The sequence below is a fragment of the Solihabitans fulvus genome (assembly GCF_008386585.1).
GTDB classification, from domain to species: Bacteria; Actinomycetota; Actinomycetes; order Mycobacteriales; family Pseudonocardiaceae; genus Solihabitans; species Solihabitans fulvus.
Map to the genome: position 1 here is coordinate 46,177 of NZ_VUOB01000030.1, position 20,293 is coordinate 66,469.

At 70.8% G+C, this 20,293-nt stretch carries 18 protein-coding genes; 4 read left to right on the forward strand and 14 right to left on the reverse strand.

Translation table 11 applies throughout. The features are described 5' to 3' along the window. Window positions 1-36 precede the first annotated feature (36 nt). Both F0L68_RS42435 and F0L68_RS18270 read right to left on the reverse strand, forming a co-directional pair. The gene (locus F0L68_RS42435) at window positions 37-2,568 is read right to left on the reverse strand and encodes a beta propeller repeat protein (protein WP_188316652.1); all 2,532 of its coding nucleotides are present in this window, start codon (window positions 2,566-2,568) and stop codon (window positions 37-39) included. A 233-nt stretch (window positions 2,569-2,801) separates the two neighbouring features. Continuing rightward, window positions 2,802-3,776, reverse strand: coding sequence for a hypothetical protein (locus tag F0L68_RS18270; protein ID WP_149850805.1), 975 nt, complete (start codon window positions 3,774-3,776; stop codon window positions 2,802-2,804). A gap of 362 nt (window positions 3,777-4,138) precedes the next feature. Here F0L68_RS18270 and F0L68_RS18275 point away from each other — a divergent pair, with 362 nt between their 5' ends. Both F0L68_RS18275 and F0L68_RS18280 read left to right on the forward strand, forming a co-directional pair. Next, complete coding sequence (locus F0L68_RS18275) at window positions 4,139-5,089, forward strand: glycosyltransferase family 2 protein (RefSeq protein WP_149850806.1); 951 nt, start codon at window positions 4,139-4,141, stop codon at window positions 5,087-5,089. Window positions 5,090-5,239: 150 nt separating this feature from the next. Then, the gene (locus F0L68_RS18280; RefSeq protein WP_149850807.1) at window positions 5,240-6,712 is read left to right on the forward strand and encodes an oligosaccharide flippase family protein; all 1,473 of its coding nucleotides are present in this window, start codon (window positions 5,240-5,242) and stop codon (window positions 6,710-6,712) included. On the opposite strand, the gene F0L68_RS18285 is transcribed toward F0L68_RS18280, so the two are convergent. From F0L68_RS18285 to F0L68_RS18320, 8 genes are all read right to left on the reverse strand, one after another. Continuing rightward, window positions 6,709-8,130, reverse strand: coding sequence for an O-antigen ligase family protein (locus F0L68_RS18285; RefSeq protein ID WP_223198903.1), 1,422 nt, complete (start codon window positions 8,128-8,130; stop codon window positions 6,709-6,711). The genes F0L68_RS18280 and F0L68_RS18285 overlap by 4 nt on opposite strands. A gap of 6 nt (window positions 8,131-8,136) precedes the next feature. Next, window positions 8,137-8,910 (reverse strand): YveK family protein, encoded by a 774-nt coding sequence (locus tag F0L68_RS18290; RefSeq protein ID WP_149850808.1) that lies wholly within the window; start codon window positions 8,908-8,910, stop codon window positions 8,137-8,139. Between the two features lie 195 nt (window positions 8,911-9,105). Continuing rightward, on the reverse strand, window positions 9,106-9,906 hold the full coding sequence (locus F0L68_RS18295; RefSeq protein ID WP_223198911.1) for a 2OG-Fe(II) oxygenase: 801 nt from the start codon (window positions 9,904-9,906) through the stop codon (window positions 9,106-9,108). A gap of 44 nt (window positions 9,907-9,950) precedes the next feature. Further along, complete coding sequence (locus tag F0L68_RS18300; RefSeq protein ID WP_149850810.1) at window positions 9,951-11,036, reverse strand: acyltransferase family protein; 1,086 nt, start codon at window positions 11,034-11,036, stop codon at window positions 9,951-9,953. After that, the gene (locus tag F0L68_RS18305) at window positions 11,033-12,019 is read right to left on the reverse strand and encodes a hypothetical protein (RefSeq protein WP_223198904.1); all 987 of its coding nucleotides are present in this window, start codon (window positions 12,017-12,019) and stop codon (window positions 11,033-11,035) included. The genes F0L68_RS18300 and F0L68_RS18305 overlap by 4 nt, the downstream gene beginning before the upstream one ends. Window positions 12,020-12,134: 115 nt before the next feature. Beyond that, window positions 12,135-13,193 carry a GNAT family N-acetyltransferase gene (locus F0L68_RS18310; RefSeq protein ID WP_149850811.1) on the reverse strand — a complete coding sequence of 353 codons (1,059 nt, stop codon included), beginning with the start codon at window positions 13,191-13,193 and terminating at the stop codon, window positions 12,135-12,137. A 6-nt stretch (window positions 13,194-13,199) separates the two neighbouring features. Then, window positions 13,200-14,120 (reverse strand): glycosyltransferase family 2 protein, encoded by a 921-nt coding sequence (locus F0L68_RS18315; RefSeq protein WP_149850812.1) that lies wholly within the window; start codon window positions 14,118-14,120, stop codon window positions 13,200-13,202. 75 nt (window positions 14,121-14,195) lie between these two features. Further along, on the reverse strand, window positions 14,196-14,864 hold the full coding sequence (locus F0L68_RS18320; protein WP_149850813.1) for a polysaccharide deacetylase family protein: 669 nt from the start codon (window positions 14,862-14,864) through the stop codon (window positions 14,196-14,198). Between the two features lie 183 nt (window positions 14,865-15,047). Here F0L68_RS18320 and F0L68_RS18325 point away from each other — a divergent pair, with 183 nt between their 5' ends. Then, a complete protein-coding gene (locus F0L68_RS18325) occupies window positions 15,048-15,887 on the forward strand; it encodes a glycosyltransferase family A protein (RefSeq protein ID WP_149850814.1) in 840 nt (279 codons plus the stop codon). 78 nt (window positions 15,888-15,965) lie between these two features. Here the strand turns inward: F0L68_RS18325 and F0L68_RS18330 are convergent, their stop codons facing one another. After that, a complete protein-coding gene (locus tag F0L68_RS18330) occupies window positions 15,966-17,063 on the reverse strand; it encodes a methyltransferase C-terminal domain-containing protein (protein ID WP_149850815.1) in 1,098 nt (365 codons plus the stop codon). A 41-nt stretch (window positions 17,064-17,104) separates the two neighbouring features. Between F0L68_RS18330 and F0L68_RS18335 the strand changes: the two genes are divergently transcribed. Further along, window positions 17,105-17,653, forward strand: coding sequence for a dTDP-4-dehydrorhamnose 3,5-epimerase family protein (locus F0L68_RS18335; RefSeq protein WP_149850816.1), 549 nt, complete (start codon window positions 17,105-17,107; stop codon window positions 17,651-17,653). Between the two features lie 50 nt (window positions 17,654-17,703). Here the strand turns inward: F0L68_RS18335 and F0L68_RS18340 are convergent, their stop codons facing one another. From F0L68_RS18340 to F0L68_RS18350, 3 genes are read right to left on the reverse strand one after another with little or no spacing between them, the layout of a single operon-like run. Beyond that, window positions 17,704-18,726, reverse strand: a complete 1,023-nt coding sequence (locus F0L68_RS18340; protein WP_149850817.1) for an NAD-dependent epimerase/dehydratase family protein — start codon at window positions 18,724-18,726, stop codon at window positions 17,704-17,706. Window positions 18,727-18,736: 10 nt separating this feature from the next. After that, the gene (locus tag F0L68_RS18345; RefSeq protein WP_149850818.1) at window positions 18,737-19,408 is read right to left on the reverse strand and encodes a PIG-L deacetylase family protein; all 672 of its coding nucleotides are present in this window, start codon (window positions 19,406-19,408) and stop codon (window positions 18,737-18,739) included. Further along, window positions 19,408-20,193, reverse strand: a complete 786-nt coding sequence (locus tag F0L68_RS18350; RefSeq protein WP_149850819.1) for a glycosyltransferase family protein — start codon at window positions 20,191-20,193, stop codon at window positions 19,408-19,410. Before F0L68_RS18350 ends, F0L68_RS18345 begins: the two co-directional genes overlap by 1 nt. Window positions 20,194-20,293: the final 100 nt, after the last annotated feature.

The window sequence follows — 20,293 nt, forward strand, 5'->3', positions numbered from 1 at the left end:
GGCGGGCCCGGGACCCGGGCCCGCCATCCGGGTGGATCAGTCCTTCAGGCCCCACGTCCAGATTCCGCGACCGTGCGTGGCGAGCGCGAGATACCTGCCGTCGGGAGACACCGTCAGTTGCTGCCCCGACGCGCTCGGTAGCTTGCTGCCGAGCCGGAACCAGAGACCCGGCAACCACGCGGAGCTGAGGAACACGCCGCCGTCGGTGGCCGCGACGAGCAACCCGTGCCACTGCACCACCGACGTCGTCGGCAGGTCCGGCAGGTTGCCGGTGCTGTCCGACCACGACGCGCCGCCGTCAGCCGACTCGAACACGTGTCCCCTGCCTGCGCCGGGCACCCACGTGTCGGTGTAGCCGCCGAAGGAGACGAACAGGTGCCCGTCCCGGTACGGGTCGAGCGAGATCGACGTGATGTACCTCGACGGCAGGTTCGCGCCGGGCAGTCGGTGCCAGGAACCGCCGAAGTTCGTGTCGATGCCCGAGTGGTAGACCCCGGTCGGGTCGCGGAGCCGCCAGGCGGCGTAGACCGTGTCGCCCTTCGCCACCACGGCGGTCACCTGTGCGCCGGTGTCATGCACGTTTTTCCAGTCACACGCGGTCGGGCCGCACGTGCTGTTCCAGCCCTTGCCCTGGTTGTCCCACACGTACCGGCCGCCGGCCACCCAGTGGTCGGTGTTGTTGATGTCGGCCGAGTACGGCGCGATGAACAGGGTGCTGGGATCGCACGGGTTGGCCACGGTGCCCGGTACCGGGTCGTCGCACGACGGCGTGTCCGTGGTGTAGGACGGCGTGGCGTTGTCGGACTTGCCGCCGTTCTCGGTGCGCGCCATGGCCAGGTGCACGTACTCGTTGACCGCCCTGTTGCCGTTGCGCGGGTCGACGATCACCTGGCCGCCGTCGCCGCCGAACGGCGAGACCTGTTCCTTCGCGCCAGGCAGCAGCAGCGAGACTCCGTTGTCCTGGAGCCCGCCCCACACCGCGTCGCCGCCGGCGACCTTGCCGATGCCGACCGAGTAGTACTGGAGCGTGTGCAGGCCCTTGTTGTGGTTGTCCCACTTGACGACCCCGCGCAGCGAGGTCGGCCGCGAGTAGACGCCGCCGTCGTTGCCGAAGTACGCGGTGCCGTCGCTGGTGACGGTCACGGCGTGCTGGTCGGCGTGCGTGGTGCCAGGGCAGGTGATCTTGGCCGGGTCGGCGTTCCAGCACGGCAGGCTGAAGTTCCAGTACGGGCCGATGACCTGCCAGCTGGCGCCCCTGTCCGAGGTCTCGTAGACGTCCTCGAGGCCGAGGTACACGTGGTTCGGGTCGACCGGGTCGGCCGTCACGTACTGGTCGTACCAGCCCTGGCATCCGCCGCAGCCCTGCGCGCCGGCCGCCACCAGTGACGGCGTGCTCGCGATCCTCGTCCACGGGCCGGACGGGACGCCGGAGTCCGCGCGGTACACACCGCTCAGCGTGCCGCTGTTTGCCGAGCTCTGCACGACCGCGAACAGCGCGGAAGCGTTGGCGTTCCAGGTGAACGTGGTCCGACCGATGTCCCCGTTGGCGAGGTCGCCGGTCGCCGTCACCTGCTGGTAGGTGCCGGCCCCGCCGCCCGTGGTGGACAGGTAGAAGCCGTTCTGGCTGCCGGCGCGCAGACCGCCGTTGACGATGACGGTCGCCACCGTGCCGCCGTTGCTGCCCGGCAGCACCCGCACGTCCGTCGCGAACGAGGCTGCCGCTCCCGCTGCCGGCGCGAGCACCGTGGTCCACGGGGTCGTGAGGTCGCCGAGGTCGTGCCGCAGCAGGCCCTGGTTGGTCGCCGCGTACACGTGGCCCGCGCCGTCCAACGCGATCCTGGCGCTACGTAGGCCGAAGTAGGATTGGCCGACCTGCTGCCAGGTGCGGCCCCGGTCGGTGGAGTGGTAGATGGCGTTGCCGGCCAGGCTGTCCGCGCTGAAGTCGGACTCGCCGGTGCCGACCCACACGCTGTGGTCGGCAGGGTCGACGGCGATCGCGCCGATCGCGAGGCTGGGCATGCTGTCCCACAACGGCTGCCAGTCGTTGCCGCCGTTGTCGGAACGCCACACGCCGCCGTCCGCCGCGCCGACGTACACCGTGCGCGCACCGTCGCTGGCGAGCGCGCTCACCCGGCCCGCGACGTAGCCAGAACCGCCGGTCGAGTTGGACCAGTTGGGATCGCGGTAGTCCAGGGCGTCGCTGTTGTACGGCTGGTTGGTGAGTTCCTTCCACGGGCCGGGGATGTTCGGCAGCCGCTGGCCCTGCTGCTGGCCGCTGTAGTACGCCTGCGGCACGGCCTCGACGCCCGGCGCGTTGCGGATCTCGGTGTACTGCGCGGCGGCGTCCATCAGGTCCGGCGTCTCGTCGCCGGAGTCGTGGCTGTTGCCGTTGGTGGTGTCCAGCGCGCGCACGTGGTGCTTGGTGAGGTGGTTGACGATGCCGGCCGGGCCGTGCGGCGCTGCCGATGGCGCGGCGGCGGCCGGATTCGTGCCGAGCGCGGCGGTCACAAGCGCCGCGACGGCGACCGCGGGCAGTGTTCTACTGCGCCAGGATAATTGTGTTGCCATGAGCCTTCCCGTCCTTCGGTACTGCCCCCCGGCAGTTCGCAGGCCGAGGCTAGCCAGCGGACTGGCTCCGTCGGGACGGTGGAAAGCCTTGAAAATCAACAGTATTGGCGTTCGGCGGGCACCGAAAGCGGTCCAGCCGCATGATCAGGACGATGCGGGCGAATCGCCGGGTCCAGGTCAGCCTGAGCAGGGCTGGGATCGGCTCTCAGCCCGAGCAGGGCTGGGATCGGCTCTCAGCCCGAGCAGGGCAGTGTGGCGCCGAGCGAGGTGACCCGGTAGTTGCGGTCGATCGTCACGAGCCGGTTGTCCGACCACACGCCGATCGCGCCGCAGGCACTGGCGACGGGACCGTAGATCCAGCTGCCGTCGACGACCCGGTTGCCCTGCACGACGTAGTGCCCGCCGCCGTTGTTGACCCGGATCGTCTCGCTGCCGCCGAGCAGCAGGTTGTCCTGGACCACCGCGTCCTTGGACCCGTCGGAGATGAACACCGGCGCGGTCTGCCCGGACATGGGCACATCGCGCTGGTCGAGCGTGTTGTGCCGAATCACGACATCGACGCCGCCCTGGTAGCCCTGCACCCCGTCGGAGTGCGCCTCCGGTGTGCCGCACAGGTGCACGAAGGAGTCCTGGATCAGCACGTGGTCGCCGGCCACACCGTACCCGTCGCCGTGACCGTGGATGTAGACGCGGGTCGCGGTGAACCTGGCCTCGCCGACACCGGTTTCCAGGTTGCAGCCGGAGTCGGCGCCCACCGTGGAGTCCGTGATGGTGTACGGGTGCTGCCCCTGGGTGTTGGTGACGAAGCCGTCGATCTGGCTGTTGCGGATCACCACGTTGTCCGCGAGCACGTTGAGGTTCCCGGTGACGTGCCGTGCGTCGATCACCTGGCCCGGTGTCGAGGCGTTGAGATCGCCGTCCACCACCGCCAGTTTCGTGCCAGGCGGCACGCCGGTGCACTCGGTGGTCGGATAGGCGGGCGCGGCGGGGCAGGACCGACCGCCGGACTGCGGGGGCGGGGGAGCGGCCGGGGTCGTCGTCTTCACCGGTGGGGGCGCCGGTGCGGACGGCGTGGTGGTCGTCGTGGCCGGGGGCGGCGTGGTGGTCGTCGGCTCCGCCGTTGTCGTGGCGGGTTCGGCCGACGACGAGGGCGGGGCGGCGCTCGTGCCGTCGTGGCAGGAGGCGAGCAGCGCGCAGACGCCGAACATCGCTCCGGCAACACTTATTCTTGCTCGACGGGAAATCACGGGTCCAGCGGACATGAGTTCCTTCCGGGGGGCACCGTCTGGCGGCCCCGACACCGCCGGGACGCGGTCGGCAGTTCGATCGTCCGCAACCTACTCGCGAAGTGTGGAAGGTCGCATGGCCATAAAGCTCCGTTACGGTCCGGATCCGCTGTGGCCCCAACGGACAACGCGGCCGGTACCGACGGTTTCCTTTTTGGCCTGTGGTGTAACGACCTCGGCCGGGCGAGCGAAGGACGGTGTGCGGCGACGCGTCGGCCGGCGAATGTCGATGCGCTGACCCGGCCGTCCAACCGGGCCGTCATGATCCCTGGGAAGGTGGGCCGATGGCCGGCGCGACATCCGATCCCGTTGCCAGCAAGTCGCCGTCGCTGATCGCCGGGGCGGCTCCGCCGGTCGGCGTCGGGCTGCCGGTCTACAACGGCGAGCCCTACCTGGCCGCGTCGCTGCGTTCCCTGCTCGGCCAGTCCGATGCGGACTTCGAGCTGGTCATCGCGGACAACTGCTCCACGGACGGCACCGAGGAGATCTGCCGGGAGGCCGCGCGCGCCGATCAGCGGGTGCGCTACCTGCGCCGCGACCGCAACATCGGCGTGGTCGCCAACCACAACCAGGTCGTGCACGAGACCAGGGGCGAGTTCTTCTCCTGGGCCGCGTCGGACGACGAGTACCGGCCGGACCGGCTCGCCAAGCTCTCCGACGCGCTGCGGACGCACCCGGACGCGTCGGTGGCCATCTCGGCCGCCGAGGAGATCGACGAGACCGGCCGCGTGCTCTCCTTGTGGCGCAACACGATCCGCACCGATCACGCCGACCCCGCCGTCCGGATGCGCGCCAAGCTCGCCGACCCGGACGAGAACCTCCAGATGTACGGGCTCATTCGCCGTTCGGCGCTGCTGCGCACCGGCCTACACGCCCAGATCAAGGGCAGCGACCGAATCCTGATCGTGGAGCTGGCGCTCAACGGCCACTTCGTCGTCGTCGACGAGCCGTTGCTGCGGCACCGCAACCACACCCGCCGCAACAGCGAGGTCACCGACTCGCGCAGCTTCCGCGTCTCCGAGGGACAGCGCAGGCGCATCACGCTGCCCAACGTCGAGGAGGGCGGACTGCTGCTCCGCGCCGTTCGCAACGCGCCGCTGCGCGGCAGGGACCGGCTGCGGGCCTACCGCGCCCTGTCGCCGTGGCTGCGCCGCAACGCCGTGCCGATGGCCCGCAACGTCGCCAGGGCCGGCATCGAGTCCGCCCGAGGCATCGGCCAGTCCAAGGGCCCCTAACACGATGACTGTCCGACGGAGTGACGCCCAGCCGATGCCTCGCGGCGTTGTCGTCGCCCCGCATGGCTCCGCCATGAGGGGCTCCTCCACCTTGCGAGGCACCACCTGGACGCCACTCCCAGTCGAACGCCATCGTGTTAGGAGCCCTAAATGACGGCCGAGGCGTCGGGTGAACTCGCCGGCAGGTTCCGTCGCGGCCTGTGGCTCAGCCTGCTGAACACCATGATCTCGCGGCTGGTGACCTTCGCCCTCGGCGTGTTGCTCGCCAGGCTGCTCACCCCGGACCAGTTCGGCGCCTACGCGACGGCGCTGGTCGTGCAGATGTTCCTGTTGGTGCTCAACGACCTCGGCGTCGGCGCGTCCCTGATCCGCCGGGTCGGCGCGGTCGAGCGGATGCTGCCGACCGCGTGGACGATGTCCGTCGGCGGCGGAGCGGTGTGCGCCGTCGTCGCCGCGCTCGGCTCCGGCGCGTTCGCCTCGGCGCTGGGCAGCCCGCAGTCGGCCGGCGTCATCCAGTTGATGTCGCTGAACATTCTCATCAACGGCTTCGCCTCCGTGCCTGCCTCGCTGCTCAAGCGAGAGCTACAGCAAGGCAAACGGCTGATCGCGGACTCCATCGGCCTGGTCGTGAACGTCGCGCTGACGACGTCGCTGGCCCTGTCCGGCGCGGGCCCGTGGTCGCTGGCCATCGGGCACATCACCGCCGGCACGCTGGTGGCCGTGCTGCTGATGGCCTTCACGAAGTGCTGGCCCCGGTTCGGGTTCGACCGGGCCTTCGGCCGCGAGGTGGCCAGCGTCGGTGCGGCGATGGCCGGCTCGTCCGTGTTGCTGATCGCCCTCCAGAGCGCCCCGCAGGCGGTCACCGGACGCCTGCTCGGCGCGACCGCGATCGGCTACTTCTTCATCGCCAACAACGTGGCGAACTGGCCGATCCAGATCGTCTCGACCACGCTTGAACGGGTCGCCCTCGCGACGTTCTCCCGCACCAGGGACAGCGGCGGCGACCTCAGCGAGACAGCGGCGGCGATGTTCGGGCTCGTTGCGGGAACCGTGCTGATCGCCGGCACGTCGCTCGCGGTGCTGGCGACGCCGATCCTCGGCACGGTGTACGGAAAGACCTGGCTGCCGGCCGCGTCGATGCTCGCCGGGCTCGCGTTGGCCAACGTCGCCAGGATCATCGCCGAACTGGTCTTCAACCTGCTCGTGGCGGCCAACTCCATGCTGATCTCGCTGCTGCCGCAGCTCGCGTGGCTCGTGGTGTTGGTGCCAGCCAGTGTGGTCGGCGCGCGGCTGTGGGGTTTCGAGGGGATTGGCTGGGCGCAGGCGGCGGTCGGGTTCGCCTGGGCCATCCCGATGAACCTGTGGTGCGCGCGCAGGGCGGGTGTCCGGGTGGGACGCGTGCTGCGCGCCATGGTCACCCCCGCGGTGATCGCCGTGCTGCTCGGCGTCGTGCTGCTCGCGTTGCACGCAGCGTCGTCCAGCCGGCTGCTCACCCTCGCCATCGGCGCGCCGATAACCGCTGCGGCCCTTGCCGCGGGCTACTGGCGGATGCGGGCCACGGTCGCCGGCGGTTTCGGCGGCGGCGCGGCCACGCAGGTCGAGGCGAACGTCGGGCAGGCCTAGGAACTTGGCAAGGCCTGGGAACTTGGTGCCGGAGCAGGACTTGCTGCCGGAGCGTCCCTCGACGGGGGCGCGAGGTGTTTCGCCGGTTCGAAGGCGATCACTCCGCTGCGCGCATCGCGCAGCAGCGCGCCACACGCGCCGACGGTCAGGAACGCGAGGCCCGTCACCATCGAGTAGGCCAGCAGGTCGAAGGTCGCCGACGCCACCATGATCACCGCGAGGCTGGCCAGGAGGCTGACGCACAGGTCGCGCACGATCGGATCGTCGGTGAGCGCCCGCACCCGCAGCACCGCGTATGCGCCGCTGAGCAGCACCAACGCGAACGCCGCGACGCCGAGCACGCCGTTCTCGATCAGCGTCATCAGGTACTGGTTGTCCACCCAGTCGTACTTCTCCGGCAGGAACGTGCCGACACCCCGGCCAAGCCACAGATGTCGGGAGATCTCGATCGCGGCTGGCGCGTAGTCCTTGGTGCGGTGCTGGATGCTCACGTCGTTGTTGAGGTTGGCGAACAGGCTGTAGAGCGTGCCGACCAGCCCGGGGATCGCCAGCCGCATTGCACCGAGGAAGGCGACGGCGATCAACACCATGCGGCGCCGGCGCTGCCAGGACCAGAACGGGAACAACACCATGCCGGCGACGGCGATGCCGAGGATCGCTGAGCGGGACAGGGAGAACATCAGGCCGGAGGCCAACACCACCACCGCCAGCCACCACCAGAGCTGCCGCTCGCGCAGGCGCCTGGCGCGGAAGCCGTAGTGCATGGCGAGCGGCAGCGCGAACGCGCACACCACGCCGTACTCGATCGGATGGCCCGCGGTTCCGGCCGGGCGCTTGAAGATCGACCGGTCCAGCACCGCGCCGTGATCGGACACCGACCGCAGGCCGGGCAGCGTCAGGTATACGGTCAGGTCGAAACTGGCCAGGAACTGGAGCGCGCCGACCGTCGCCATGAACGCCGCGCCGACCACCATGAGCCGGAACAACCGGTCCACCCTGGCGAATCCTCGCACGCCGTCACAGGCGACCAGGCCGACCGCGATCGCGGCGAACAACGTGATGAGCGTGCGGTCGGTCGCCTTCAGCTCGTCGCCGGGCAGCCCGGCCGTGGTCGCCGAGCCGTAGGTCGCCAGCTGCGTCGCCGCGTAGAGGAACATCGCCGAGCGGGCGAGACTGCGTCCCTTGGCGACGCCGAGCGTCGTCACCAGCTGCGCGCAGAACCACAGCACGCCGAGCGCGAGCCCGAACAGCATGGTCGGCGAGAGGTCCAGCGGCACGCCCTTGAGCACCAGCTTCGCCGGCAGGATCATCAGGATCAGCGCGTAGGCGCAGGCCAACGTCCCGCCGTCGACCCTGCGGCGAACCTTTGTGCGGCGGACCCTGTCCCGGTGCCGAGCCGGCGCGACCGCGATGTCCACCACAGGTCAGCTCGACGCGCGGTGCAGGCTCGACGAGTTCCGCTGCCGCGCCAAGGAGCCGCCCGGTTCCTCCAACTCCAGCAGCGCAAGGGGATCCGCCGTCGCGCTGTCCTCAGCCCCGGCGCCGGTCTCCGCGTCGTCGCCGCCCTCGGTGCGGCGACGGCGCCGCACCGAGTAGCTCTCCAGGCCGTAGGCGACGGTCAGGCAGGCCGCGATGCCGAGCACCAGCGCGGCGCCGGCGCCGCGCATCTTCCCCGAGACCTGCTTGACGGGCTGCGTCGGCGTGATCACCTCGCTGACCGTGATGAACGTCTGTTTCGGCGCCTGCAACGTCGTCTGCCTGGTGTCGAGTTCCTGGCGCGCGCGGGCCAGCACCTTCTCGACCATCTTCCGCGCGTTGTCCGGCGACTTGCTGTCCGCCTTGACCGCGATGAACGGTCCGTCCACCTGCCCGTTGCTCACCGAGTAGCTGTCGCCGGAGCCCGCGGTGGTCAGTTCCTGCATGACCGCGGGACTGTTCAGGTTCTGGATCAACATCGTCGCGCTGATCTTCAGGCCGTCGTCGAAGCCCAGCAACGGGTTCAACGTCCGCTTCTGTAGCGGATCGGACTCGACGACCGAACCGCCCGGCGGCGTGGTCAGCAGCAGCAGCCCGGTCGAGTCGTAGTAGGCGGGGGTCGTCGCGAAGACGAAACCGGCAGCGCCGAGCGCCACGACGAACACCGGCACCGCCACGTACCACCTGCGCACGAGGACGAGCAGCGTCTTCCAGAAGTCCATCGCCGTCCCTCGGACCTCTCTGTGTGGGAGAACCGCGCCGCTGCGGGGAAACTCAGCCGCGTCGCCGCACGAACGTGCGCATACCTACGCATCGTGCGGAGCATCGAGGCGTTACACCAGCGGCCATCCGGGGGAACGGCACGGTGGGGCGGGACCCGCCCCACCCGGTGCGGTGTCCGAGCACCGCACCACCGCCTACCGCTTCCTGCGCCGCGCCGCGAGGTCGGCGACGGCCGGCGGCACCCAGCGCTTGAGACTCTGGCGCAGGCTGCCCCGCCACTGCTCGCCGGGCCGCTGCCGGAACAGCGTGGTGTGGTCGTCGGTCGCCTCCTGGTCGGGGCGCCCGTTCGTGTAGTAGTACAGGGCCATCGAGCGCCGCGCCCGTTCTGGCGGGCACGCCAACGGGTCCGGCAGCCCGTGGTTCGCGTCGTCGGTCGTGCAGAACAACAGGAACCGGTTGAAGACGGGCGCCACGCGGCGCACGCAGTGCGTCATCTCGCGGTCCCACAGTTCGAGCTGGCCGCCCCAGCTGTCCTGCCAGTCCTTGTTCAGGTACAGGATGCCGTTGAGCCTGCGGTCCAGGTTCAGCCGCTTCGTCTTGTTGAAGTCGGCGTGCATCTTCAGGTAGCCGCCGGCGCGGGTCTGGTGCAGGCCGCCGCCGTCGAAGTGCGGATCCGGGATGAGCCCGTCGATCCCGGTGAGCCGCTCGACGAAGTCCACGAACACCTGGCCGTTGAACTCCGCGAGCAGCTGCCTGGTCGCCGGCCCCATCAGCTCGGTGTCGGCCAGCGCGAGCTTCACCTCCCGCGCGCTGTCGAACTGCTGCCAGTGTCCGCCCTGTGGCTCGGGGAACTCCTCGAGGATCGGTTCGAGCACCTCGGCCGGCAGGAAGTCGTCGATCACCACATGGGGGAACGGCTCGGCCGCCAGATACTGCGCACGGAGACTGTCGGCCCGTTGGAACAGGTCCTCCCGCCGAAAGGCGAACTGCTGCACGTCGTGCAAGGTGATCTCCTCGATGCCGTGCGGACGACTGACGATCAGCGTCCGCCTGTTCCGGTTTGTCCGAGCGACCGTGCGGGATCGACGGTCGGCCGGCGCGGTTTGAGTCGCAGCGCAGGACGTTCCAGCAGCCGCCAGCTCACGGCGGCGAGCGGCAGCGCGACCGCGGTCGTGGCGAGCAACAGCAGCGCCGGCGCGCGCACGCCGAGCTGGACGAGCACCTGCTGCACAGGGAAGGCGAGCAGGTAGGTGCCGTAGGACAGGTCCCAGCCGCGCAACGGATGGTGCAGCACGGTGGGCGAGCGGAACGCCACGGTGAACGTCACGCAGCTGACCGCCACGATCGACAACAGGTTCGCGACCGGCGTGCCCCACGCGACCAGCCACGCGAGGACCGACAGCGCCGCCAGCCACCACGGGGGCGCGACCCGTGGCCCGAACCACCGCGCCGCCGCGCCGATCGCGAAGAACGCCAACGGTTCCGCCGCGTCCGCCGCGACCGGCAACGGGTACAGCAGCCCGCCGTAGCCCGTCACGTGCACGACCGTCGCCACCGCGAGACCGGCCGCCGCGAGCGTCACCAGCACGGATCGCCTGCGCAGCAACCGGAACAACCCCAGCGCGGCCACCCCGAGGTAGCAGAGCACCTCGACCCGGATCGTCCACAGCGAGCCATTGACGACACCAGGCTGCGGCGCGTGCTCGAACACACCGGGCAACGCATAGGAAACCGGGTACACGAGCAGGTTTCGCGCCAGATAGGACCAGGTGCCTGAATTGGTGAAGTAGGCACGGGCGGACAGCGTCGTCAGCAGCGGACCGAGCACGAGGGCGGTGCCGGCGACCACGACCAGGTAGGCGGGGTAGATGCGCAACGCCCGCCGCGCGGCGTAGCGCCTGACCGAGGGGTCGGCCAGCCAGCTCGCGCTGATCAGGTAGCCGCTGGTGAGAAAGAAGATGCCGACGCCGATGCTGCCGAACCCGCTGCCGCTGGCCCTGCCAAGCGGGGTGTCGTGGCCGGCGAGCACCCAACTGTGCTCCGCGATCACCAACAACGCGCCGACCAGTCGCAGCAGGTCGAACGCGTTGTCCGAGGGCGCCCGGGGCGGCGTCGTGGCGGTCATGGCTGGTCGACGCGGCGCAGCCACGCCTCCCGCCAGTAGGGGTAGATCGACCTCGGGCAGAAGCGGTGGTAGAGCGCCCTACAGTAGACGTCCTCGAGGATGAGGCAGTCCCGCAGGGTGATCATCCGGCCCGTCGGCTCGTCGATGATGCGGTCCAACCGGCGCTGTACCCTGGCCTGTTTTCCGCAGTAGGGCAGCATCTCCGCGTCGAATACCATGCCGCGGTTGGTGTTGTTGGGTTTGAGCGTCGGCAGGATCTCGGCCTTGCTCTTGATCTCGACCAGCTCGCCCGGCTGGAGGTTCAGCGGTTCCGGCGCCTTGCTCGGCCCCGTGCCGCGCAGGAACGGGTACTCGTCGCCGTCGTGGATCCGGAGCCAGAACGGCAGCCGCCTGGTGCGCCGCTGCACGATGTTGAAGAACAGGATCAGCAGCCCCCGCAGCACGGTGCCCAGCCGCTCGTTGCCGGTCCGCACGTCCGTGACGTACTGGCTCCAGTCGTACGGAGACAGGCCGCCGGAGGTGAAGTTGAGCAGTTCCGTTGTCTGGCAACGGTAGCGGGGCTCGCCGTCCGCGCCGGGGTCCTGCTGGGTGTCGATGTCCAGATCGGCCTCCGTCGGCGGCGAGTCGACCTCGGCGACCTCGGCGAGCGGCGTGCCGTCCTCCTTGGCCAGCCACTCCTCGCGGAAGAACAGCAGGCAGCCGGCCTGGCAGCCGCCGTGCGCGCTGCCGTCGCACCGCGCGCCAACCAGGTGCACGGTCTTCTCCAGGCGTCGGCGGGTGCCGGTCTGCTCGATGGTGTCGCAGGTCTTGTCGGCGCGCTTGAACACGCGCATCTCCTGCCCGGCGAACGCGAGCATCTCGGGCATGAACGGCAGTCCGCCGAGCCGGCCGTTCTTGTCGAGCGTGGCGAGGATCTGGTCCTTGCCCCGGACCATAACCCGATCGCCCGCCCTGGGACTGCTGCCGGTCTTGCGCTCCGTCACGTGAAGCCCCTCTCGATTGCTGACGTTGTGGCGCGTGCGTGCTGCCCCGGTTGTTTCTGCCCCAGTCGGTTCTGCCCCGGTCGGCTCTGCCCCCGTTGGTTCAGACACAGTCGGCTCAGCCACGGCGAACCGCCCGCACCCGGTGCGCGAGCGCGCGAAGCGGCGGGCCAAGCGGCGACGACTTCGCCGCGGCGACGGCGGAGTTTCTGGCCCGCCGCAGTGCGCGGCTGATCGCGTCGGAGCTGACCGCGCCCTGAGACACCGTGCTGTGGCCGGTCATCGCGCGGCGCTTGTACTCGTCCTCGCCGCGCCCGAGGTCGATCCGGGCGATGCCGAGGGCAGGGGCGGCGGTGACCAGTTCGCGCAGCAGCAGCCAACCGGGGGACAACCGGCCGAACTCGGGCTCGTACACCGGGAACCACCAGTGCAGCACCCCGTCGGCGCGCAGGCCGAAGTGGGCGGCGAGCAACCTGGGTCCCGCGTGCAGCGTGGACAGGATGCCGCCGAACGCGGAACCCCGGACGCCGTGCAGCCCGTGCAGCAGCTCCGCCCGGCCCGCCGTGCCGAAGTAGTCTCGCGCCCCGGTGCTCCGGTACTGCGCCCGCTTCAGGTCGATCACGCTGTCCAGCAGCGCGGGGTCGCGGTTGTCCACCTCGAACCGAAGCGGCCCCAGCTCGCGTTCCGCCCGCGCGGCGCGCCTGCGCGCCTGTCCCATGTTGTCCTTGCCGCTGCGCGACGCCCTGCCGAGGTACCCGGTGAGACCGCCGGTCACGTCGAGGAAGGGGGAGGGGCGCCGCGTGTCCACCCACGGCTCGAAGTCGGGGTCTTCGACCAGATGGTCGAACGCGAACTCGCGCGCCCCCACCGAGGAGAGCAACGTCAGCGGCGCGAACACCGTGCCGGGCGCGCGGATCGGCGCCTGGAAGTCGGCCGCGGGCCAGCCGACCGGGCGAGCCACCGCGCCGTCCCGGTGCACCGCCGTCAGCGAGCGGATCTCGCCGAACTCCTCGTCGACGGCGACCAGCACCCGGCGGCCGGTCCCGTGCACGGCTGCGGCGAAACCGGGATGGAAGTAGGGGCTGTCCAGGGCGGGGTTCGCGGCGCGCAACGCGTGCCAGCTGTCGAGCTCGCGCGAGGTGAGAGCGTCGAAGGTCGTCGTTCGCAAGCCGGTCATCGCCCTTCAGTCGGGGAGTTCGCGCAGCCGCCGTGACGGCAGCACCAGGGCGGTGACGGCGGCGCGGGCGGTGTGCCGGCCGGCCAGCGCCCGCAACCCCTCGCCGATGACGACGGCGAGGTAGTAGGCGGCCGTGGGCAGCGCGCCGTTTCTCCTGCGGTACAACCGAACCCGGTTCACGGTGAGCAGCGCCCACAGCATGGTGTTGGTGCTGGACTCGCCGCCGATGTGCTCCACCACGGCCGACGGCTCGTACCACAGCGTCCAACCGTGGTCCCAGGCCCGCAGCGCGTACTCGGTCTCCTCGCCGTAGAGCAGGAACGTCTCGTCCCACCGGCCGATGTGCCGCCACGTGCGCAGCGACACCAGCATCGCCGCGCCGGTCGCCCACGCGGCTGGGCCCGCCCGCTCGTAGCGCTTCGGGTCGGTGATCAGCTCGCCGAGCCGGCCGATCCGCCCCGCCCTGCTGCCCCCGATGATCGACTCGACGAGGGCGCGTGTCACCGTGGGCGGTCGCCGCAGCGACGGCTGGGTGCTGCCGTCGGGGTTGACTAATCGAGGCACCGCGATTCCCCTGCCGGGCACGCGCAGCGCCTCGGCGAGCGTCGACAACACGCCCGGCCGCAGCCGGCAGTCAGGATTGAGCACGAGCACCGCGTCGAAGTCGCTGTCCAGCAACGCATCCATGCCCGCGTTCACGGCTGCCGCATATCCGGCGTTCCGGCCGAGCTGGACGATCCGGATCGGTAGGTCCGCGTTCTCGACGATGCGCAGCGTGCCGTCCGCCGACGCGTTGTCGGCGACCACGACGTCGGTCAACCGCACGCCGCGCGCGCCATCGCAAAGGGACCGCAAGCATTCCTCGACGACGCCCTCGCTGTTGTACGTGACGACCACGACTGCGATGCGGGGAAGGGCGATCGTCATGCCTTCGACATCGCCCGATCGTGGGGGGCCGTTACGGGAAATTCCCTGTTCTGGCAGTGGAATCAGCCGAACGACTCAGCCGCGCACCCGCTTGACCAAGCGCGCGGTCAGACGGCGTAACCGCAGGGGCAACGGAGGCCGTTCATCGAGCACGGTCTTGGTCCACTGCGAATCCACGTCGAAGCGGAGGCTGTTGCGTGGCTGGAGCCAGATATCGGGCCGGGATCGGCCGCCGTCGCTGGTGTACACCCGGGTCATCGCGACGCGCCGCAGCCTGGCAAGGACGATCCTGTCGTAGGAGCCGAACGGAATGGCAACGGTGGAAACCCGTTGCCCGGTCAGCTCGGCGAGCACCCTGGGGGCCTCGACCAGCTCGTCGTTGACCTGCTTCGCGTCCAGTCTGCGCCAGTCCCGGTGCGCCCAGCCGTGCGAGCCGACGGACATACCGGCTCGCACCAGCTCTTTGACGCCGTGCGCGTCCAGCCTGCCCGGCTCGCCGAGCAGCCCGGCCAGCACGAAGAACTCCGCGGTCAGGCCGCGCTCAAGCAGGCGGGGCAACGCGATCTCCAGGTCGGACGCGTTGCCGTCGTCGAACGTGAGCCGGACGTCCTCGCGGCCGACCGCCGCGTCGAGCACCTGCTCGAACTGTTCGACGCTGACCCAGGTCGCGTCCTCACCTGGCGCGAGTTGACGGCTGGTCGCACCGATGCCGTGTGTCGTGAGGGTGACGACCGAACACGTCACGACTCTCCTCACTACCGCTCGGGCACGTGGGTCGCACGTGCGAGATGCCTCCACCGCTGACTATCGATCGAGGGCCTGTCGCGTTACGTCACGGGACACTACCGGGATGGCCGTTCGGGCACAGGTATCCGCTGTGGACGACCCCTGTTCCCGGCGTGGCACCGCCGGTCTACGGTGTGACCGGTGGAGGTCGTGGTTCCAGCGCACAACGAGGAATCGACGCTCGGCGGTTGCCTCGACGGCCTCGCGTCGGCCGGCTCGGTGTCGCGCGTGGTGGTGGTGCCCAACGGATGCGTCGACCGCACCGAGGGAGTGGCGCTGGCGCATCGGAGCCGACCGACGGTGCGGCGGTCGCCGACCCCGGGCAAGGCCGCCGCGCTCAACCTCGGCGACGCGGAGTGCGCGGGCTTTCCCCGCGCGTACCTGGACGCCGACATCGTCTTGGACGGCGCGGCACTCGACGCGCTGGCCGCGGCCGCGTCCGCCGAGGACACGCTGGTGGCGGTGCCGGTCGTGCGCCTCGACCTGACGGACGCGTCTTGGCTGGTGCGTCGCTACTACGGCGCGCAGCGCGCCCTGCCGACGGTGCGCGACGACCCGGCCGGGCGCGGCGTCTACGTGCTAGGGCGGCGGGCGCACGAGCGGGTGTTTCCGTTGCCGGACAACCTCATCGCCGACGACGGGTACGTCGCCCGCGCGGTCGGTTCGACCGGTTGTGTCGTCGTGCCGGCGGCCGTTGTCGTGCTGGTGCCGGCCGGCACGCTGCCGGCCCTGCTGCGTCGTCGGCTGCGGGTGCAGGCTGGCAACCAGCAACTTGACGCGTTGCTGCCGGCCGAGTCCGCCGCGGAATCCCGGGTGCTGGCAGGCGGTGCGGGCCTCCTGGCGTTGTCGGCGCTGGTTCGGTCGGGGCGGGTGCGGCCGATCGACGCGGTGGTGTTCACCGGTGTCACGACGCTGACCCGGCTGCTCGTGTTGGTGCGGCGGTGGCGGGGTCGCGAGGTGCGTTGGGGCAGCACGCGCTGACCCGGCTGCTCGTGTTGGTGCGGCGCTGACGCGGTCGCGAGATCCGTTGGGGCAGCAGGCGTTCCGCGTCGTGATGGCTCACACCACGCGCGGCTCCGGCTCTCCGACCACCCAGCGCGCGGTCAACGAGGGCAGCGCGGCGCGCACCTCGTCCAGCAGGTCCGGCAGGAACAGCAGCACCTCGTCGGGATCCTCGGCGAGCAGGTCCGCCGGACTGATCACCGGGATCCCGCTGCCCGGCATCCGCCTGCCCTGCTTGGCCGGTGACGCGTCGGCGATCGACGGCAGCAGGTCCGGCCCGACTCCGGCGCGGCACAGCAACGCAACGGCCCGCGACGCCGCGCCGTAGCCGAGCACCGTCCGGCCCTCGGCCGCGGCGCGCACCAGCCAGTCCCGCAGCGCTGCCGCGCTGCGTTCCGCCGTGTGCTGGAGTCCGCGCACCACCACGGGATCGCGCACCCCGGCCGCGTTCTCCTCGGCGACGAGAGCGCGCAACCAGTCGTCCGGCGCGCCCTCCCTCGCGGCGGCCACCAGCACGGTGCCGCCGTAGAGGTCGAACCGCCACGCGGTGCGCGCGGTCAGCCCGGCGGCGGTCAGCAGGTCTACCACGGTCGGCGTCGAGTAGTAGGCGAAATGTCCGTGCCGCAACGCGTTCCACTGTCCATGGCGGACGATCGAGGCGAGGGAGTGGTACTGCAACAGCAGTACGCCGCCAGGCCGCAGCCGGGCGGCCCGCGCGGCCAGCGCCTCGGCTTGGTCGGCCTCGTGCATCAGGCCGAAGCAGTCCACCACGACGTCGGCCGCCGCGTCGCCGTCGACCGGCCGCAGGCCGCGCCCGGCCAGCAGCGAAAGCCACGAACCGCCGTGCGGGCTGCCGTACTCCGCCGCCGAGGCGCCCTCGGGCAGCAGCCCGGCCGCCGCGACCCTGGCGACCGCGTCGGCGGCCTGCGCCACCAGGGCTGCCGGTTCGACCGCGCGCGGCTCTGCCGGCGTGGTCGAATCCTCGACCAGCTGGGCGAGCCCACAGTTGGCGCACAACCACATCCGCAGCGGATGCGTCGGATCGGGACCGCGCGCGCCGGCCGGCGGGAAGTCGTCGCACGCAGGCTGGACGCCGAGGTCGAGCACGAGTTCGCCGGCGCGCGCCCGGCACCCGCGACACACCGGAGTCAGCACAACGCGTCGCCTCCCGGCGTCGGAGGCGGCATGATGGGCGGATGCGCGTTCAAACCGCCTCGCTCGACGGTGTGTTGTTGTTCCTGCCCACCGTGCACCGGGACGATCGGGGGTTGTTCACCCGCACCTTCGACAGCAAGGTCGCCGCGGCGCACGACGTGCACGGCGCGGCCTTCCTGCAGGACTCCCAGTCGCGGTCCCGGCTCGGCGTGCTGCGCGGCCTGCACGGCCGGTCCGGCGACGGCGAGGCGAAGCTGGTGCGGTGCGCGCACGGCGCGGTGCACGACGTGCTCGTGGACGCCCGCCCCGGCTCGCCGACGTTCGGCCAGCACGAGTCGTTCCGACTGGACGATGTGGACTTCCACCACCTGTACGTCCCGCCGGGCGTGCTGCACGGTTTCCAGGCCCTCACCGAGGTCGCTGACGTGTGCTACCGGATCGACCGGCCGCACGACCCCAGCAAGGACATCGCGGTGCGCTACGACGATCCTGAGCTGGCCATCGAGTGGCCGCTGCCGTTGAGCACGATCAGCACGCGCGATGCAGCCGCCGGAAGCTGGGCGGACCTGGTGGCGACGCTGACGGTCTGACGGTGCGGACGGCGGAGTCCGGCGGAGCTGCTGGCGCGGCGACCGCGTGATCACGGCGTCGGCCTCAGGTCCTCGCCGAGCGTGCCGGCCGCACGCCGGTCGGACAGCCGCGCCAGGCGGGTGAACCTGCGGTCGAAGTCGTGCTTGGTGAGGCCGTGCGCCCGGTACGCGGCGGCCAGTTCCTCGGCGCCCGCCGCGATCGTCCAGGTCGGCCGGAAGTCGGGCAGGGCGGCGCGGATCGCGCCGAAGTCGACCCGGTAGGAGCGGGGGTCCGGCCCGGCCTCGCCGGTGATCACCAGTTCCGCGCCGGGCACGGCGGCCGCGACGGTGTCGGCGATCTGCGCGACGGTCTGGTTGTTCTGCTCCATGCCGACGTTGAACGCCTTGTTGTGCACCGCTTCCCTCGGCGCGGCCAGTGCGGCGACGACGGCGGCCGCGATGTCCTGCGCGTGCACGAGTGGCCGCCACGGCGTGCCGTCGGACAGCACCCTGACCTGGCCGGTGAGCACTGCGTGCCCGACGAGGTTGTTCAGCACGATGTCGGCGCGCAGCCTGGGGGAGTAGCCGAACGCGGTCGCGTTGCGGAGGTATACCGGGCTGAAGTCGTTGTCCGCCAACGCGGCGAGGTCGTCCTCGACCCGGACCTTGCTCTCCGCGTACGGCGTGACCGGGCGCAGCGGCGCGTCCTCGGCGACCAGGCCGTCACCGGCGCTGCCGTAGACCGAACACGTCGAGGCGTAGACGAACCGCCGCACACCGGCGTCGCGGGCCAGCTTGGCCAGGTGCGTCGAGGCGTGGTGGTTGATCTGGTGGGTCAGCTCGGGGTTGAGCGAGCCGAGCGGGTCGTTCGACAGCGCGGCCAGGTGCACCACGGCGGCCACGTCGGCGAGGTGTTCGGCACGCGCGTCGCGGAGGTCGATCGCCTGGCCGGGCGGGTCGTCGGGCCGGGGGCCGAGCAGGCAGTCGGCGAACAGCCCGGAGTCGAGCCCGATGACGTCGTGCCCGGCCTCGGCGAGCGCCGGGGCGGTCACGCTGCCCAGGTAGCCGAGATGCCCGGTCAGTAGCACCCTCATGTCAGCACCCTCATGTCGTGTCACCCTTCCCGGCGGGAGCGCCGAGTTCGAACACCAGCTTGTCGACGAAGAAGCCTTCGGCGTAACGGGCCTGACACTGCACCCCGCGCAGCCGCAGCAGCCCGAGGAACGTCTCCCGGTCGAACCAGGAGCGACCGTGCTGCGATCGGTAGTGTTCCAGCAGCAGTGCGGACTTCGCCTCGGCGACCTCGGGATCAAGCGGCACGAACGCGGTGGGCTGGGCAAGGTCGCCGTCCCACTTCGCGATCTCGTAACCGAGCACCAGATGGTCCCGGAAGGCGGTCGGCACGAGCTTGGCCAGCGCGCGGTGGTCCTGGTGCGCGTCGTGTCTGGCAGGCGCCAGCAGGAGATCGGGGTTTGCCTGGCGGCGCAGGTCCTCCACGGCGAGCTTGGCGCGTTCCCAGTGCGCCGGCACCCGACCGTCCGGCAGGTCCAGCACGGTCAGTTTCAGTTCGGCTCCCCGGCAGAACGCCTGGAGGGCGGCGTGTTCCTCGGCCTCCCTCGGCGTGCCGCCGCCGGTGAGCACCAGCGCGGTGACCTTCGGCGGCGCGCTCCCGCCGCACAACGACAGGAGCGCGCCTCCCGCGCCGATCGCGATGTCGTCGCAGTGCGCGCCGACCACCACGATCTCGCGGACATCGCCGGGACGAAGCGGCAGCATCAGGCGGTGACCTTCCTGTCCCAGAGCATCCACGGCCGTTCGCCAGTGTGGTACGCGCGTTCCAGCGCGGCCCGCTCCTTTACCGTGTCGGCGGGATGCCAGTAGCCCCGGTGCGGATAGGCGAGCAGCCGGCCGGCCTTCGCGAGCGCGCCGAGGCCGTCCGCGACCAGGTCGCTGTTCTCCGGCAGGTGGTCGAAGATCTCCTGGCGCAGCACGAAGAACCCGCCGTTCTCCCACAGCGGCAGCTCGCTGACCGGAGTGATGCCCGCGACCAGTCCGGCCTCGCCGAGTTCGACGCAGTGGAACGACTGCTGCGGCGGCACCAACAGCATCGACGCCGCCGCGCCGCTCGCCACGAACCGGTCGACGATCTGGTCAAGCGGCGCGTCGGTCAGCAGGTCGGCGTAGTTGGCCAGGAACATCTCGTCGCCGTCGAGCGCGTGCCGGACGCGGCGCAGCCGCTCGCCGATGGGCGACTCGAGCCCGGTATCCACGAAAGTGATGGTCCAGTCGCTGATGTCGGTGGACAGCAGCTCGACCTGGCCGGCGCGCAGCACGAAGTCGTTGGACGCGGTCTCGGCGTAGTGCAGGAAGTAGTCCTTGATGTACTCCGCGCCGTAGCCGAGGCACAGCACGAAGTCGGTGTGTCCGAAGTGCGCGTAGTACCGCATCATGTGCCACAGCAGCGGTCTCGGGCCCACCGAGTGCATCGGCTTTGGCACGTTGTCGTCGGCGCCGGTGCGCATGCGCATGCCGTATCCGCCGCAGAACAGGACGACCTTCACGACACCACCTCAAGTTGGGGGATGGGAAAGACCAGTCGGCCGCCCCAGTCGCGGACGTAGGACAGCTGCGCGACGAGTTCGTCGCGCAGGTTCCACGGCA

Excerpts from the sequence above, each read along its gene's own strand:
- F0L68_RS42435 (WP_188316652.1), bottom strand. The coding sequence starts at position 2,568 with ATGGCAACACAATTATCCTGGCGCAGTAGAACACTGCCCGCGGTCGCC.
- F0L68_RS18270 (WP_149850805.1), bottom strand. The coding sequence starts at position 3,776 with ATGTTCGGCGTCTGCGCGCTGCTCGCCTCCTGCCACGACGGCACGAGC.
- F0L68_RS18275 (WP_149850806.1), top strand. The coding sequence starts at position 4,139 with ATGGCCGGCGCGACATCCGATCCCGTTGCCAGCAAGTCGCCGTCGCTG.
- F0L68_RS18280 (WP_149850807.1), top strand. The coding sequence starts at position 5,240 with ATGACGGCCGAGGCGTCGGGTGAACTCGCCGGCAGGTTCCGTCGCGGC.
- F0L68_RS18290 (WP_149850808.1), bottom strand. The coding sequence starts at position 8,910 with ATGGACTTCTGGAAGACGCTGCTCGTCCTCGTGCGCAGGTGGTACGTG.
- F0L68_RS18300 (WP_149850810.1), bottom strand. The coding sequence starts at position 11,036 with ATGACCGCCACGACGCCGCCCCGGGCGCCCTCGGACAACGCGTTCGAC.
- F0L68_RS18310 (WP_149850811.1), bottom strand. The coding sequence starts at position 13,193 with ATGACCGGCTTGCGAACGACGACCTTCGACGCTCTCACCTCGCGCGAG.
- F0L68_RS18315 (WP_149850812.1), bottom strand. The coding sequence starts at position 14,120 with ATGACGATCGCCCTTCCCCGCATCGCAGTCGTGGTCGTCACGTACAAC.
- F0L68_RS18335 (WP_149850816.1), top strand. The coding sequence starts at position 17,105 with ATGCGCGTTCAAACCGCCTCGCTCGACGGTGTGTTGTTGTTCCTGCCC.
- F0L68_RS18340 (WP_149850817.1), bottom strand. The coding sequence starts at position 18,726 with ATGAGGGTGCTACTGACCGGGCATCTCGGCTACCTGGGCAGCGTGACC.
- F0L68_RS18345 (WP_149850818.1), bottom strand. The coding sequence starts at position 19,408 with ATGCTGCCGCTTCGTCCCGGCGATGTCCGCGAGATCGTGGTGGTCGGC.